The organism is Hydrogenophaga sp. GW456-12-10-14-TSB4, assembly GCF_059424305.1.
The window spans coordinates 1-14,264 of sequence record NZ_JBWKZH010000035.1 but is presented as its reverse complement, the minus strand read 5'-3'; the positions used below and the strand labels follow the sequence as shown (position 1 = coordinate 14,264).

The following is a 14,264-nucleotide window of genomic DNA, read 5'->3' as shown; positions in this document are numbered from 1 at the left end:
GGTCAGGCCACTTTCTTTTCGTGTTCCAGCGGCCGGGCGGGCGCGGGAATGTGTTTCATGACGCGGCCGATCAGGGCCTCGCTGGTGAGGCCTTCGGACAGGCCTTCGTAGGACAGCACCACGCGGTGGCGCAGCACGTCGGGCACGAGGTCGGTCATATCTTCGGGCAGCGCATAGGTGCGCCCGCGCAGCATGGCCAGGGCGCGCGCGCCTTCCACCAGGCCGATGGTGGCGCGCGGGCTGGCGCCGAAGGTGATGAGGTGCGCCATGTCCTTGATGCCGTGCTTCTCGGGTGCGCGCGTGGCCGAGACCAGCTTGACCGCGTACTGCACCAGCGAGGGATCGACGTACACCTGCCGGCACTGCGCCTGCAGCGCGGCCAGCTGGTCGGTGGTGGCCACGGCGTTGACGTTGACCGCCGGGCCGGTGACGCGCTCGACGATGACGAACTCTTCTTCGTCCGTCGGGTAGTCCACCATCACCTTCATCATGAAGCGGTCGACCTGCGCCTCGGGCAGCGGGTAGGTGCCTTCGGTCTCGATCGGGTTCTGCGTGGCCATCACCAGGAAGGGGTTGGGCACCTTGTGCGTTTCGCCGGCGATGGTGACCTGGCGTTCCTGCATCACCTCCAGCAGCGCGCTCTGCACCTTGGCGGGAGCGCGGTTGATTTCGTCGGCCAGCAGCAGGTTGGCGAACACCGGCCCGAGCGAGGTGCTGAAGTCGCCGGTCTTCTGGTTGTAGATGCGCGTGCCCACGAGGTCGGCGGGCACCAGGTCGGGTGTGAACTGGATGCGCTTGAAGCGCCCCTGCACGACGCTGGCCAGCGTCTTGACCGTGAGGGTCTTGGCCAGGCCGGGCACGCCTTCGACCAGCAGGTGGCCCTGGGCCAGCATGGCGACCATGACGCGCTCCAGGAACCGGTCCTGCCCGACCACCACGCGCTTGACCTCGTACAGGATCTGCTCCATGAGCTGGGCGGTGTCGGGGGCGGTGCTTTGGTCCATGGAGCGCTCCTGTGAAGAAAGGGGAACTAGAACGGGGGCAGACCGGCGGCGCTGGCGGCGCTCTCGATCGGCACTGCAAAACCGATACCAAGGAAGGTGCGGTGGCTGGTGGGGTTGAGGATGCCGGTGACGATGCCGACGACCTCGCCGTCCATGGTGACCAGCGGTCCGCCGGAGTTGCCGGGGTTGGCCGCGGCATCGAACTGGATCAGGTTGCCGATCTCCTGCTCGCCCTCGGGCGACTTGAAGGCGCGGTCGAAACCGGAGATGACGCCCGAGGAGGTGGACGGGCCGATGCCGAAGGGAAAGCCCACGGCGACTACCTCGTCACCGGGCAGCAGGTCGCCGGTGGAGCGCATGGTGGCGGCGATGAGGTCGTCGGGGATGGTGTGGGCCTGCAGCACGGCCAGGTCGTTCTGGGCCTGCACGCCGGTGATGCTGGCGCCGGATTCCGTGCCATCGGCGAACACCAGCTTGATGCTTTGCGCGTGCTGCACCACGTGGAGGTTGGTCAGGATGATGCCCTTGTCGACGATCACCACGCCGGTGCCCACCCCCATTTCCTGCTCCTCGCCCTTCTTGTCCTTGGCGTAGGACATGACGCGCACCACGGCGGGGCGGATCTTCTCCGCCGCGCGCGCGGCCCGGGACGGCAGGTTCTGGGTGGTGAGGGTGCGCAGCACGGCCGCGTCGATGTCTTTCTGCGTCAGGGCCTTGGGCCCGTTCGCACCGCTCTGCCAGGCGCTGGCGGCGAGCAGGGCCGCGAGCAGCGCCAGGGCCGACCACATGACGCGCGGGCTGGCGGCCCAGCGGGCGGCGGCGGCCCGCCAGCGGCGGCGGGGGGCGGGTGCCGCCGGTGCCTCGGCGGCCGACTCGCCGCCTTGCGCGCCCGCCTTCGGCACCCCGGGGCGGGTGGACGGGCTGTACAAGGCAGGCTTTCGCATGGCGACTCCCGAAGGGCAGAACGAAAACACATCATGCCGCGTTGCGGCATCGGGCTCAAGCGCTCAACAATTGCCTGAGGACGTAGGGGAGGATTCCCCCGTCGCGGTAATAGTTCACCTCCACCGGGGTGTCGATGCGCAGGATGACGCTCACCTCGCGGCGTTCGCCGTTGGCGCGGGTGATCACCAGCCGGGCCTCGCTCTGCGGCAGCAGGTCGGGGTGCGGCACCACGTCGACGGTTTCGTCGCCCGCCAGGCCCAGGCTTTCCCAGGAGTCGCCCGCCTTGAATTGCAGGGGCAGCACGCCCATGCCGACCAGGTTGGAGCGGTGGATGCGCTCGAAGCTGCGCGCCACCACGGCCTTGATGCCCAGCAGCTGGGTGCCCTTGGCGGCCCAGTCGCGGCTGGAGCCGGTGCCGTACTCCTCGCCCGCGAACACCACGGTGGGCACGCCAGCGGCCTGGTAGCGCATGGCGGCGTCGAAGATGCTCAGTTTCTGGCCCTGGCCCACGCCGTCGAGCTGGTAGATCGTCCAGCCGCCCTCCTCGCGCGAGCCGTCGGGCAGGGGCGCCAGCATCAGGTTCTTGATGCGCACGTTGGCGAAGGTGCCGCGCATCATCACGTCGTGGTGGCCCCGGCGCGCGCCGTAGCTGTTGAAGTCGGCCTTGAGCACGCCGCGCGCCAGCAGCCACTGTCCGGCGGGCGAGTTTTCGGCGATGTTGCCGGCCGGCGAGATGTGGTCGGTGGTGATGGAGTCGCCGAACAGCGCCATGACACGCGCACCGCGCACGGCCGGCGGTTCGGTGCTCGCCGCGGCCGCGAGCTTGAAAGTCTCGAAGAACGGCGGCTCGGCGATGTAGGTGCTCTTGGGCCATGTGTAGGCGTTGCCCGAGACACCCTTGATGTGCTCCCACAGCTTGCCGGGCTCACTGGCCACGCGCGCGTAGTTCTCGCGGTAGGCCTTGCCGTTCATCGCGAACTTCATGAGCTGGTAGATCTCGTCGCTGCTGGGCCAGATGTCGCCGAGGTAGACCGGCTTGCCGCCCTTGCCTTTGCCCACCGGCTCGGTCATGAGGTCCTTCATGACGTTGCCGGCGATGGCGTAGGCCACCACCAGCGGCGGGCTGGCGAGGAAGTTGGCCTTGAGGTTGGGGTGGATGCGGGCCTCGAAGTTGCGGTTGCCCGAGAGCACGGCGGCGCAGATGAGGTCGTTCTGCGTGATGACCGCGTTGAGCTCGGGCGCGAGGTCGCCCGCGTTGCCGATGCAGGTGGTGCAGCCGTAGCCCGCGAGCGCGAAGCCCAGTTTCTCCAGGTAAGGCAGCAGGCCGGTCTGGGTAAGGTACTCGGTGACGATGCGCGAGCCGGGGGCCAGCGAGGTCTTGATGTGCGGTTGCACCTTGAGGCCGGCTTCGACCGCCTTCTTGGCCAGCAGGCCGGCGGCCAGCAGCACGCCGGGGTTGCTGGTGTTGGTGCAGCTGGTGATGGCGGCGATCAGCACGTCGCCGTTGCCGATGGTGAGGTCGCCGCGCGGCTCCTTGACCGGCGCGCTGGCGCGCACCGGCCGGTTGGCCACCATTTCCACCTCGAAGCGCGGCGCGCCCTCGGGCGTGGGCTTGGCCGAGGGCACCGGCACCGGCGCGATCTCGCTGTCGATCGCGTGGTAGCGGGTGTGCAGCAGCTCGGCCGGGCGGTTGAAGCCGTTCTGCGCGTTGGGCTTGCTGAACAGCTCGGCGAACTGGCGCGCCACCTGGCCGAGTTCGATGCGATCCTGCGGGCGCTTGGGGCCGGCCAGGCTGGGCGTGACCAGGCCGAGGTCGAGTTTGACGACCTGGGAGTAGTCGATGTCACCGCTGGCGGGCACACCGAACAGGCCCTGGGCGCGGAAGTAGGCCTCGAAGGCCTCGATCTCGGCCGGGCTGCGGCCGGTGCCCTTGAAATAGGCCAGCGTTTTCTCGTCCACCGGGAAGAAGCCCATGGTGGCGCCGTACTCAGGCGCCATGTTCGCGATGGTGGCGCGGTCGGGCAGGGAGAGCGAGGCCGTGCCTTCGCCGAAGAATTCGACGAATTTGCCCACCACCTTGTGCCGGCGCAGGATTTCGGTGACGGTGAGCACCAGGTCGGTGGCGGTCACGCCCTCCCGCAGGCGGCCGGTGAGCTCGAAGCCCACCACGTCGGGCGTGAGGAAGTAGACCGGCTGGCCCAGCATGGCGGCCTCGGCCTCGATGCCGCCCACGCCCCAGGCCACCACGCCGATGCCGTTGATCATGGTGGTGTGGCTGTCGGTGCCCACCAGGGTGTCGGGGTAGTACATGCCGCCCTTCATGTGCACGCCGCGCGCCAGGTACTCCAGGTTCACCTGGTGCACGATGCCGAAGCCCGGGGGCACCACGCCGAAGGTGTCGAAGGCCTGCATGCCCCACTTCATGAACTGGTAGCGCTCGTTGTTGCGCTGGAATTCCAGCTTCATGTTGAGGTCGAGCGCCTGCTTGTTGCCGTAGTGGTCGACCATCACGGAGTGGTCCACCACCAGGTCCACCGGGACCAGGGGTTCGATCTTCTTCGGGTCCTGACCCAGGCGCTGGGCCACGCTGCGCATGGCGGCGAGGTCGGCCAGCAGGGGCACGCCGGTGAAGTCCTGCAGCACGACGCGCGCCACGGTGAAGGGGATTTCGTCGGTGCGCGCGGTGTTGGGCTGCCATTGCGCCAGCTGCGCCACGTGTTCGGGGGTCACGCGCTCGCCGTCGCAATGGCGCAGCACGCTCTCCAGCACGATGCGCAGCGACACCGGCAGGCGCTTGACCGAGGGGTACTGCTTGGCCAGCGCCGGCAGGGAGTAGAAGCGGCCGCTTTTGCCCGAAGCGGTCTTGAAAGTCTTGACGGTGGAGGCGAAGGGATGGGCGAAATGGCTGGTCGTGGGCATGGGGGGCTCCTGACGGAATCGGTGAAACACCGGTCCATTCTGTCAGGAGCCCGCTATTCCGTGCTGACGGCCATGAATTCCGTCAAAGGCGGCCGGTGAGCAAGAGCACGATCACGATGACGAGCACCACCCCGAGCACGCCGCTGGGCCCGTAGCCCCAGCCCCGGCTATGGGGCCAGGTGGGGAAGACCCCGAGCAGGATCAGGATGAGGATGATGAGGAGGATGGTTCCGAGCGTCATGGTTGTTGTCCTTTTCTTGGAAGAAGGCCGGGACAGCCAGCGTAGGCGCTCGGGGTGCGCAGATCTGTGCGCTGGCGCACACGCCTCAGGCCAGGGCAGCCGGCCGCTGGCGCCGCAGCGCCATCCACTGCAGCTCGGCCAGCACCAGCACCGCGACCACCTGCACGACGAGGTAGGCCTCGCCCAGCATCGTGGGCGCCACCCGCCCGCCGAACAGCAAGGCCAGGCAGGCCGCCGCCCAGGCGAAGTTGCCGATCACCAGCGCGCCGAGCAGCGCGCGCGACGGCGCAGCCTGCAGGGCCAGCGCGCCGGCCAGGGCGACGTAGAGCAGCAGCAGGATGCCCGAGGCGCTGAGCAGCGCGCCGGGCAGGCCCAGCAGGGTAGACAGCGAACCGGTCAGGGCCAGGTGCAGCACGGCGGTGCCGGAGCCGGACAGGGCATCGGCCCAGAGCACGCGGCGCAGGCCGGCGGGGGATGTGAGGGAAGCGATGAGGGACATGGTGCACTCCTTGGTGTGGTGAGGACGGATGGGATTCACGGCATCCGGGGTGCATGGTCGGTGGGCGGGTGCGCGGCGTCCATGACGTGGCAGGTCATGGCCGGGCGGCGCCCAGGTGCCCTACCATGCCGCCCATGAACGCCCTGTCCACCCCCTCCCCGTTCGGCGAACGCCTGCGCCACTGGCGCCAGCGCCGCCGCCTGAGCCAGCTCGATCTGGCCCACGTGGCCGATGTGTCCACGCGGCACCTGAGCTACGTGGAAACAGGCCGCGCCAGCCCGAGCCGCGACATGGTGCTGCGCCTGGTCGACCGGCTCGAGGTGCCGCTGCGCGAGCGCAACGCCCTGCTGGAGGCTGCCGGCTACGCGCCCATGTACCGCGAGCGCTCGCTGGACGCGCCCGACATGGCCTCGGCGCGCGCGGCGGTCAAGCGCATCCTGGACTGCCACGAGCCCTGGCCGGCGCTGGCGATGGACCGGCACTGGAACCTGGTGATGGCCAACCGGCTGGTGCCGCTGCTGATGGCCGGGTCCTCGCCCGCGCTGCTGCAGGCGCCGGTCAACGTGCTGCGCCTGAGCCTGCACCCCGAGGGGCTGGCGCCGCGCATCGCCAACCTGCGGCAGTGGCGCGAGCACCTGTTCGAGCGCCTGCGCCAGCAGATCCACGCCACCGGCGACGACACGCTGGCTGCGCTGCTGGCCGAGCTCAAGGCTTACCCGGAATCGTTCGGCAACGACGCCGGCACCCTGCCGGGCGAGCACCATGGTGTGCTGATGCCCTTCCAGTTCAACACCGGCCATGGCGTGCTGAACCTCGTGAGCACGACCACGGTGTTCGGCTCGCCGGTGGACATCACCCTGCAGGAGCTGGCGCTGGAGACCTTCTTCCCGGGCGACGAGGCTTCGGCGGCGTTGCTGCGTTCGCTCGCCGCGCGGGCGTGAAGGCGCGCCGCTTCAGGCGGACAGGCGGATGGGGACCTTCAGGTAGCGCACGCCGTTGGATTCGGCCTCGGGCAACCGGCCGGCCCGGATGTTGACCTGGATCGACGGCAACAGCAGCGTGGGCGCGGCCAGCGTCGCGTCGCGGCGTTGGCGCAGGGCGACGAACTCGTCGGCGCTCACGCCGTCATGCACATGCACGTTGCGTGCGCGCTCGTCGGCCACGGTGGTCTCCCAGGCAAAGTGATCGCGCCCGGGCGCCTTGTAGTCGTGGCACATGAAGAGCCGCGTCTGCGGCGGCAGGGCCAGCAGCCGCTGGATCGATTGGTAGAGCGTGCGGGCGCTGCCGCCGGGAAAGTCCGCGCGCGCGGTGCCGTAGTCGGGCATGAACAGCGTGTCGCCCACGAACACCGCATCGCCGATGCGGTAGGACACGCAGGCGGGGGTGTGGCCTGGCGTGTGCATGACGCCCACGGTCAGGGCACCGATGGCCAGCGTCTCGCCGTCGCGCAGCAAGCGGTCGAACTCGCGGCCGTCCCCCGAGACATCGTCGAGGTTGAACACCGGGCGAAAGAGCGTCTGCACCTCGCGGATGTGCTCGCCGATGGCGACCTTGGCACCGGTGCGCTCCTTCAGGTGCGGCGCGGCGCTCAGGTGGTCCGCATGGGCATGAGTTTCCAGGATCCAGGCGATCTGCAGCGCCTGCTCGCGCGCCGCCGCCAGCACCTGGTCGGCCGATGCGGTCGAGGCCTTGCCGCTGCGGTGGTCGTAGTCGAGCACCGGGTCGATCACCGCCGCCTGCCGGGTAGCAGGATCGGCCACCAGGTAGGTGACGGTGTGGGTCGCTTCGTCGAAGAAAGCCTGGATCTGCGCGGAAGAAGGCATGGTGTGTCTCGCATCGATGGGGGGCTGGACTATTTATTAGTTTATGCTAAATTAGAAACAACTTAAATACAAACGCCATGGCCACCCGCAAAGACGCTCAATTTCTTCAGACCGGGGCCGCCCAGGCCGCCGCCCTGCTCCGGGCCGTCGGCAACGAACACCGGCTGCTGGTGCTCTGCCTGCTGATCGAACACGGGGAGATGACGGTGGGGGCGCTGCTCGAACAGGTGCCCCTGAGCCAGTCCGCCCTGTCCCAGCACCTCGCCAAGATGCGCGACGAGGGGCTGGTGGCCTACCGACGCGAGTCACAGACCCTGCACTACCGCATCGAAAACCCCGACGTGGCCCGGCTCATCGCCACGCTCAAGTCCATCTTCTGTCCCTGACCTTGCTTTGAAAAATCCCACCATGTCCTTGAAGCCCCTCTCTCCTCAAGCCGCGCAGGCACTCGTGAAACAGGGCGCGGTCCTGATCGACATCCGGGCCGCCGACGAGCATGCCCGCGAGCGCATCGCGCTGGCGCGCCATGCGCCCATGGAGCAACTGAAGAACAGCGGCCTGCGGCTGGAGGACGGCGCGTCGGCCGTCATCTTCCATTGCCGCTCGGGCAACCGCACGCAGGTCAACGCGTCCGCGCTGGGCGCGAGCACGGCGTGCGAGGCCTATGTGCTCGAAGGCGGGCTGGATGCCTGGAAGAAGGCGGGGCTTCCGGTCGTGACCGACAGCGCCCAGCCACTGGAGCTTCAGCGGCAGGTGCAGATCGCGGCGGGCTCGCTGATCGTGCTGGGCGCGGTGCTGGGCGCCACCGTCTCGCCCTGGTTCCATGCGCTCTCGGGCTTCGTCGGGGCGGGCCTGGTGTTCGCGGGTGCGTCGGGCTTCTGCGGCCTGGCCCGCGTGCTGATGCACATGCCCTGGAACCGGCGCACGCTGGCCGGATAAAAAAAGCCGCTGCGAACGCAGCGGCTTTTTTGAATCCAGGGCGCCGAGGGTCCGGCTCCGCCGGCCCTCCAGCGCCGCCCCTGAGGGGTGACGCCGAAGGCGGCGCGGGGGGAGCCCTTTATGCGGTGACGCCCTTCGCGGCCTCGGCGTACTCTTCGATCTGGTCGAAGTTCATGTACTGGTAGATCGCAGCGCCGTCCTTGTTCACCACGCCCATGGCCTCGTGGTACTCGGCCACGGTGGGGATGTGGCCCAGCTTGGAGGCGATGGCGGCGAGTTCGGCGGAGGCCAGGTACACGTTGGTGTTCTTGCCCAGGCGGTTCGGGAAATTGCGGGTGGAGGTGGACACCACGGTCGCGCCTTCGCGCACCTGCGCCTGGTTGCCCATGCACAGCGAGCAGCCGGGCATTTCGGTGCGGGCACCGGCGGTGCCGAACGCCGAGTAGTGGCCTTCCTTGATCAGCTCGCTCTCGTCCATCTTGGTCGGCGGTGCGACCCACAGCTTGACGGGAATGTCGCGCTGGCCGCCCAGCAGCTTGGCCGCGGCGCGGAAGTGGCCGATGTTGGTCATGCACGAACCGATGAAGGCTTCATCGATCTTGGTGCCGGCCACGTCGGACAGGGTCTTGGCGTCATCGGGATCGTTCGGGCAGCAGAGGATGGGTTCCTTGATGTCGGCCAGGTCGATCTCGATCACGGCGGCGTACTCGGCGTCCTTGTCGGCTTCGAGCAGGCTGGGGTTGGCCAGCCAGGCCTCGACCTTCTCGATGCGGCGCTTCAGGCTGCGGGCATCGGCGTAGCCCTGGGCGATCATGTTCTTCATCAGCACCACGTTGCTGGTGAGGTATTCCTTCACCGGCTCGGGGTTGAGCTTGATGGTGCAGCCGGCGGCCGAGCGTTCGGCCGAGGCGTCGCTCAGCTCGAAGGCCTGTTCGACCTTGAGGTCCGGCAGGCCTTCGATTTCCAGGATGCGGCCCGAGAAGATGTTGATCTTGCCGGCCTTGGCCACGGTCAGCAGACCGGCCTTGATCGCGTACAGCGGGATCGCGTGCACCAGGTCGCGCAGGGTCACGCCGGGCTGCATCTGGCCCTTGAAGCGCACCAGCACGGATTCGGGCATGTCCAGCGGCATCACGCCGGTGGCGGCGCCGAAGGCCACCAGGCCGGAGCCGGCGGGGAAGCTGATGCCGATCGGGAAACGGGTGTGCGAGTCACCGCCGGTGCCCACGGTGTCGGGCAGCAGCAGGCGGTTGAGCCAGCTGTGGATCACGCCGTCGCCCGGGCGCAGGGCGACGCCGCCGCGGTTGCTGATGAAGGCGGGCAGCTCGCGGTGGGTCTTCACGTCCACCGGCTTGGGGTAGGCGGCGGTGTGGCAGAAGGACTGCATCACCATGTCGGCGCTGAAGCCCAGGCAGGCCAGGTCTTTCAGTTCGTCGCGCGTCATCGGGCCGGTGGTGTCCTGCGAGCCGACGGTGGTCATCTTGGGTTCGCAGTAGGTGCCGGGGCGAACGCCGAAGCCTTCGGGCAGACCGACCGCGCGGCCCACCATCTTCTGGGCCAGGGTGAAGCCGGCCTTGGTTTCGGCGGGCGCTTGCGGCAGGCGGAACACCGTGCTGGCGGGCAGGCCCAGGAACTCACGCGCCTTGGCGGTGAGCGAGCGGCCGATGATGAGGTTGATGCGGCCACCGGCGCGCACTTCGTCGAACAGCACGTCGCTGCGCAGCTGGAATTCGACCAGCGTGGCACCGCCCTTGGTGATCTTGCCGTCGTAGGGGTGGATGTCGATCACATCGCCCATTTCGAGCTTGCTCACATCCACTTCGATCGGCAGCGCGCCCGAGTCTTCCTGGGTGTTGAAGAAGATGGGGGCGATCTTGCCGCCCAGCGTGACGCCGCCGAAGCGCTTGTTGGGCACGAAGGGGATGTCCTGGCCGGTGGCCCAGATCACGCTGTTGGTGGCCGACTTGCGGCTGGAGCCGGTGCCCACCACGTCGCCCACGTAGGCCACGAGGTGGCCCTTCTTCTTGAGGTCGTCGATGAACTGCATCGGGCCGCGCTTGCCGTCTTCCTCGGGCTTGAAGGCCGCGCCTTCGCGCGTGTTCTTCAGCATGGCGAGGTAGTGCAGCGGGATGTCCGGGCGGCTCCAGGCGTCGGGTGCGGGCGAAAGGTCGTCGGTGTTGGTTTCGCCGGGCACCTTGAACACGGTCACGGTGATGGTCTTTTCGACTTCAGGGCGGCTGGTGAACCACTCGGCATCGGCCCAGCTCTGCATCACCTGGCGGGCCTTGGCGTTGCCGGCCTTGGCCTTCTCGGCCACGTCGTTGAAGAAGTCGAACATCAGCAGGGTCTTCTTCAGGCCCTCGGCCGCCACGCTGGCCACTTCCTCGTCGTCCAGCAGTTCGATCAGCGGGTGCACGTTGTAGCCGCCCACCATGGTGCCCAGCAGCTCGGTGGCCTTGGACTTGGAGATCAGGCCCACCTTCACGTCGCCGTGCGCCACGGCGGCCAGGAAACTGGCCTTGACCTTGGCCGCGTCGTCCACGCCGGGCGGCACGCGGTGCGTGATGAGGTCCAGCAGGAAGGCGTCCTCACCGGCCGGCGGTGCCTTGATCAGCTCGATCAGGTCGGCGACCTGCTTGGCGTCCAGCGGCAGCGGAGGAATGCCCAGCGCGGCGCGTTCGGCGGCGTGGGCGCGGTAGTCGGTGAGGAAGGTGGACATGGGGTTCTCCAGTGGGGAAGTGAAATTCGTGGGGCAGAAAACAGGTGGGGACGGTACAAGCAAGCTCAATGCCGCAGGGCGGCGGGTTCGGCGAAGTGGGCTTGCACCGTGTCGGGCAATGGCTGGCCGGTCTGGTGCGCGCGCTCCAGCACCTGCCAGAAGTAGCGGTAGCTCGCCCGGTCGTGCAGGCGGCCTTCGAACTGCACCGGCGCCCAGTCGGCGGCCAGGGCGCGCTCAATGAGGGCGGCGGCGGTGTGGACCTCGCTCGCCTGGGGCGCGAACGCGGCCAGGATGGGGCGGATCTGGTCGGGATGGATGCTCCACATGCGCGTGTACCCGAGCTCGTGGGCGGCCTTGCGGGCCGCCTGCTGCAGGGCATCCAGGTGCTTGAACTCGGTTACCACGCAATGCGAAGGCACCTTGCCGTGCGCGTGGCAGGCCGATGCGATCTCCAGTTTGGCGCGCAGCACCAGCGGGTGCGAGAACTGGCCGGCGGCGCTCATGCCGTCGGCCGGGATGGCGCCGCCGTGCGCCGAGACGAAGTCCATCAGGCCGAAGCTGATGCTCTGCACCCGGGGATGGGCGGCGATGTCGAAGGCACGGTGCACCGCTGCGGGGGATTCGATGAGCACGTGCAGGGGCAAGGCCCGGGCACCGGCGGCGTCGAGTGCGTCCGCCGCGCGCTGCACATCGGCCACCGATTCGACCTTGGGCACCATGAGGTGGGCCAGCCGATGGCCGGCGCGCGCCGCGATGGTGGCCACGTCGGCGTCGAACGCCGGGTGGTCCACCGGGTGCACGCGCACCGCCACGCGCGCCTCGGGCGCCGCGGCCAGGGCCAGCACCGTCACCAGCGCGGCGTGCTCGGCTTCGCCGCCCACGGGCGCGCCGTCCTCGCAGTCCAGCGTGACGTCGAAGACGCAGGTGCCGAACTCCTCGGCCATCTCGGCCTGCAGCGCCAGGCTCTTGCGCATCCGGGCTTCCACCCCGCTGTAGTGGTCGCAGACCGGCAGCGCGAACGCGCCGGCCTGGGCACCGAGCAGGATGTGTCGGGGATGGACGGGAGCCAAGGCGTGGTTACCAGCCGATTACAGAAGGTGCTTGACGCCGTCCTGCTCGCCCTTGAGCTCGTCCAGCGTCTTGTTGATGCGCTCTTGCGAGAAAGCGTCGATTTCCAGGCCTTCGACGATCTTGTACTTGCCGCCTTCGGTGGTGACGGGGAAGCCGAAGATCACGTCCTTGGGGATGCCGTATTCGCCGTTGGAAGGCACGCCCATGGTGACCCACTTGCCGTTGGAGCCCAGGGCCCAGTCGCGCATGTGGTCGATGGCGGCGTTGGCAGCGGAAGCGGCCGACGACAGGCCGCGCGCCTCGATGATGGCGGCACCGCGCTTGCCCACGGTGGGCAGGAAGGTGTCGGCGTTCCAGACCTGGTCGTTGATCGCGTCCTTCACGCTCTTGCCGCCGATGGTGGCGAAGCGGTAGTCGGCGTACATGGTGGGCGAGTGGTTGCCCCAGACGGTGAGCTTCTCGATCTCGCCGACCTTGCCACCGGTCTTGGCGGCGATCTGGCTGGCGGCGCGGTTGTGGTCCAGGCGCAGCATGGCGGTGAAGTTCTCGCGCGGCAGGCTGGGCGCGCTCTTCATGGCGATGTAAGCATTGGTGTTGGCGGGGTTGCCGACGACCAGCACCTTGACATCGCGGCTGGCGACCTTGTCCAGGGCCTTGCCCTGGGCGGTGAAGATCTGGGCGTTGGCGGCCAGCAGGTCGGCGCGCTCCATGCCGGGGCCGCGCGGACGGGCACCGACCAGCAGGGCGTAGTCGGCGTCCTTGAAGGCCACCAGCGGGTCACCCGTGGGGATCACTTCGGCGAGCAGCGGGAAGGCGCAGTCTTCCAGTTCCATGATCACGCCCTTGAGCGCCTTCTGGGCCTTCTCGTCCGGGATTTCCAGCAGCTGCAGGATCACGGGCTGGTCCTTGCCGAGCATCTCGCCGGAGGCGATGCGAAACAGCAGGGCGTAACCGATCTGGCCAGCGGCGCCGGTGACGGCAACGCGAACGGGCTTCTTGTTCATGGTGAAAACTCCGGAAAAGGACGTTGGGGAAGAGGGAAATGACGAGGTGGGCGAGCCCCCTGGACAGCCCGTGAGTGTACCCTCGCAAACCCTGATACGTCAATTTGTCTTATGTCTTATATAAGATATGATTGAAGCCATGAGCGCCCTCCCGACGGCGCCCGCAAACGCATGGCCACCTCACCCCAGAATCCCTCCGACGCGACACCGGCAGAGACCGGCGCTCCGGTGTTCGAGAACACCGCGCCGGCCTTCAGCCCGCTGTACCAGCAGATCAAGACCCTGATCCTGCGCAGCCTGCAGGCGGGCGAATGGAAACCGGGCGACATGATCCCGAGCGAGTTCGACCTGGCCGCGCGCTTTCGCGTGAGCCAGGGCACCGTGCGCAAGGCGATCGACGAACTCGCCACCGACAACCTGCTGGTGCGCCGCCAGGGCAAGGGCACCTTCGTGGCGACCCATGCCGAGCAGCACATCCAGTACCGCTTCCTGCGCCTGCTGCCCGACACCGGTACGCTGGAAGACCAGGGCCAGTCCGAACGCCGCATCGTCGAATGCCGCCGCCTGCGCGCGCCGGCCGAGGTGGCGCGCCAGCTGGCCCTGCGCACCGGCGACGCCGTGCTGCAGGTCAAGCGCGTGCTGGCCTTCGCCGGCACACCCGCCATCGTCGAGGAGCTCTGGCTGCCGGGCGGCCCCTTCAAGGGGCTGACGATCGAGGCGCTGTCGGAAGACAAGGGCCCGATGTACGCCCTGTTCGAGACCCAGTTCGGCGTGCGCATGGTGCGCGCGGTCGAGAAGATCAAGGCGGTGAGCGCCGACGAAGACACCGCCACCCTGCTGGGCATCGCCCCCGGCCATCCCTTGCTGAGCGTGGAGCGCCTGGCCTACACCTACAACGACGAACCCATGGAGCTGCGCCGCGGCTTCTACCGCACCGACGCGCACCATTACCGCAATGAACTGAGCTGATCCGCACCATCCTGGCCCCCGGATATCGGGGAGCGTCCGAGTGCCGGACTGCGGTTTGGTGCATTGCAATAGAATTTGACGCGCCTTGGCATTAGTTACCAACGAGTTACCAAGCCGCCCCGACCCCTCCC

General features: G+C 68.3%; 13 protein-coding genes. 4 read left to right on the top strand and 9 right to left on the bottom strand.

Going from position 1 to position 14,264, the window contains the following annotated elements; genetic code table 11:
- Positions 1–2: 2 nt before the first annotated feature.
- The 5 genes from AC07ZS_RS17380 to AC07ZS_RS17360 all read right to left on the bottom strand — a co-directional run bounded on the left by AC07ZS_RS17380 (position 3) and on the right by AC07ZS_RS17360 (position 5,608).
- Positions 3–1,004 carry an AAA family ATPase gene (locus AC07ZS_RS17380; RefSeq protein ID WP_494799778.1) on the bottom strand — a complete coding sequence of 334 codons (1,002 nt, stop codon included), beginning with the start codon at positions 1,002–1,004 and terminating at the stop codon, positions 3–5.
- 26 nt (positions 1,005–1,030) lie between these two features.
- Entirely contained in the window at positions 1,031–1,948 is a 918-nt protein-coding gene (locus AC07ZS_RS17375; protein ID WP_494799777.1) for a S1C family serine protease, read from the bottom strand.
- A 55-nt stretch (positions 1,949–2,003) separates the two neighbouring features.
- A complete protein-coding gene (locus AC07ZS_RS17370) occupies positions 2,004–4,868 on the bottom strand; it encodes an aconitate hydratase (protein ID WP_494799776.1) in 2,865 nt (954 codons plus the stop codon).
- 82 nt (positions 4,869–4,950) lie between these two features.
- Positions 4,951–5,109 (bottom strand): DUF3309 family protein, encoded by a 159-nt coding sequence (locus tag AC07ZS_RS17365; RefSeq protein WP_494799775.1) that lies wholly within the window; start codon positions 5,107–5,109, stop codon positions 4,951–4,953.
- A gap of 85 nt (positions 5,110–5,194) precedes the next feature.
- Positions 5,195–5,608: a hypothetical protein gene (locus AC07ZS_RS17360; RefSeq protein WP_494799774.1), complete on the bottom strand. Its 414-nt coding sequence runs from the start codon at positions 5,606–5,608 to the stop codon at positions 5,195–5,197.
- Between the two features lie 134 nt (positions 5,609–5,742).
- On the opposite strand from AC07ZS_RS17360, the gene AC07ZS_RS17355 reads away from it, so the two are divergent.
- On the top strand, positions 5,743–6,549 hold the full coding sequence (locus tag AC07ZS_RS17355; protein WP_494799773.1) for an MmyB family transcriptional regulator: 807 nt from the start codon (positions 5,743–5,745) through the stop codon (positions 6,547–6,549).
- Positions 6,550–6,561: 12 nt separating this feature from the next.
- Here the strand turns inward: AC07ZS_RS17355 and AC07ZS_RS17350 are convergent, their stop codons facing one another.
- Complete coding sequence (locus tag AC07ZS_RS17350; protein ID WP_494799772.1) at positions 6,562–7,431, bottom strand: MBL fold metallo-hydrolase; 870 nt, start codon at positions 7,429–7,431, stop codon at positions 6,562–6,564.
- A 77-nt stretch (positions 7,432–7,508) separates the two neighbouring features.
- Between AC07ZS_RS17350 and AC07ZS_RS17345 the strand changes: the two genes are divergently transcribed.
- Both AC07ZS_RS17345 and AC07ZS_RS17340 read left to right on the top strand, forming a co-directional pair.
- Positions 7,509–7,817: an ArsR/SmtB family transcription factor gene (locus tag AC07ZS_RS17345; protein ID WP_494799771.1), complete on the top strand. Its 309-nt coding sequence runs from the start codon at positions 7,509–7,511 to the stop codon at positions 7,815–7,817.
- Positions 7,818–7,839: 22 nt separating this feature from the next.
- Positions 7,840–8,370 carry a rhodanese family protein gene (locus tag AC07ZS_RS17340; RefSeq protein ID WP_494799770.1) on the top strand — a complete coding sequence of 177 codons (531 nt, stop codon included), beginning with the start codon at positions 7,840–7,842 and terminating at the stop codon, positions 8,368–8,370.
- A gap of 118 nt (positions 8,371–8,488) precedes the next feature.
- Here AC07ZS_RS17340 and acnB read toward each other — a convergent pair whose 3' ends face one another.
- The 3 genes from acnB to AC07ZS_RS17325 form a co-directional block, all read right to left on the bottom strand.
- Entirely contained in the window at positions 8,489–11,089 is a 2,601-nt protein-coding gene (gene acnB / locus AC07ZS_RS17335; protein WP_494799769.1) for a bifunctional aconitate hydratase 2/2-methylisocitrate dehydratase, read from the bottom strand.
- 65 nt (positions 11,090–11,154) lie between these two features.
- Complete coding sequence (locus tag AC07ZS_RS17330) at positions 11,155–12,159, bottom strand: HpcH/HpaI aldolase/citrate lyase family protein (RefSeq protein WP_494799768.1); 1,005 nt, start codon at positions 12,157–12,159, stop codon at positions 11,155–11,157.
- 18 nt (positions 12,160–12,177) lie between these two features.
- Positions 12,178–13,164 (bottom strand): malate dehydrogenase, encoded by a 987-nt coding sequence (locus tag AC07ZS_RS17325; protein ID WP_494799767.1) that lies wholly within the window; start codon positions 13,162–13,164, stop codon positions 12,178–12,180.
- A 171-nt stretch (positions 13,165–13,335) separates the two neighbouring features.
- On the opposite strand from AC07ZS_RS17325, the gene AC07ZS_RS17320 reads away from it, so the two are divergent.
- Positions 13,336–14,133 (top strand): GntR family transcriptional regulator, encoded by a 798-nt coding sequence (locus AC07ZS_RS17320; RefSeq protein WP_494799766.1) that lies wholly within the window; start codon positions 13,336–13,338, stop codon positions 14,131–14,133.
- Positions 14,134–14,264: the final 131 nt, after the last annotated feature.

Excerpts from the sequence above, each read along its gene's own strand:
- AC07ZS_RS17350 (WP_494799772.1), bottom strand. The coding sequence starts at position 7,431 with ATGCCTTCTTCCGCGCAGATCCAGGCTTTCTTCGACGAAGCGACCCAC.
- AC07ZS_RS17380 (WP_494799778.1), bottom strand. The coding sequence starts at position 1,004 with ATGGACCAAAGCACCGCCCCCGACACCGCCCAGCTCATGGAGCAGATC.
- acnB (WP_494799769.1), bottom strand. The coding sequence starts at position 11,089 with ATGTCCACCTTCCTCACCGACTACCGCGCCCACGCCGCCGAACGCGCC.
- AC07ZS_RS17360 (WP_494799774.1), bottom strand. The coding sequence starts at position 5,608 with ATGTCCCTCATCGCTTCCCTCACATCCCCCGCCGGCCTGCGCCGCGTG.
- AC07ZS_RS17345 (WP_494799771.1), top strand. The coding sequence starts at position 7,509 with ATGGCCACCCGCAAAGACGCTCAATTTCTTCAGACCGGGGCCGCCCAG.
- AC07ZS_RS17365 (WP_494799775.1), bottom strand. The coding sequence starts at position 5,109 with ATGACGCTCGGAACCATCCTCCTCATCATCCTCATCCTGATCCTGCTC.
- AC07ZS_RS17370 (WP_494799776.1), bottom strand. The coding sequence starts at position 4,868 with ATGCCCACGACCAGCCATTTCGCCCATCCCTTCGCCTCCACCGTCAAG.
- AC07ZS_RS17340 (WP_494799770.1), top strand. The coding sequence starts at position 7,840 with ATGTCCTTGAAGCCCCTCTCTCCTCAAGCCGCGCAGGCACTCGTGAAA.
- AC07ZS_RS17320 (WP_494799766.1), top strand. The coding sequence starts at position 13,336 with ATGGCCACCTCACCCCAGAATCCCTCCGACGCGACACCGGCAGAGACC.
- AC07ZS_RS17355 (WP_494799773.1), top strand. The coding sequence starts at position 5,743 with ATGAACGCCCTGTCCACCCCCTCCCCGTTCGGCGAACGCCTGCGCCAC.
- AC07ZS_RS17375 (WP_494799777.1), bottom strand. The coding sequence starts at position 1,948 with ATGCGAAAGCCTGCCTTGTACAGCCCGTCCACCCGCCCCGGGGTGCCG.
- AC07ZS_RS17325 (WP_494799767.1), bottom strand. The coding sequence starts at position 13,164 with ATGAACAAGAAGCCCGTTCGCGTTGCCGTCACCGGCGCCGCTGGCCAG.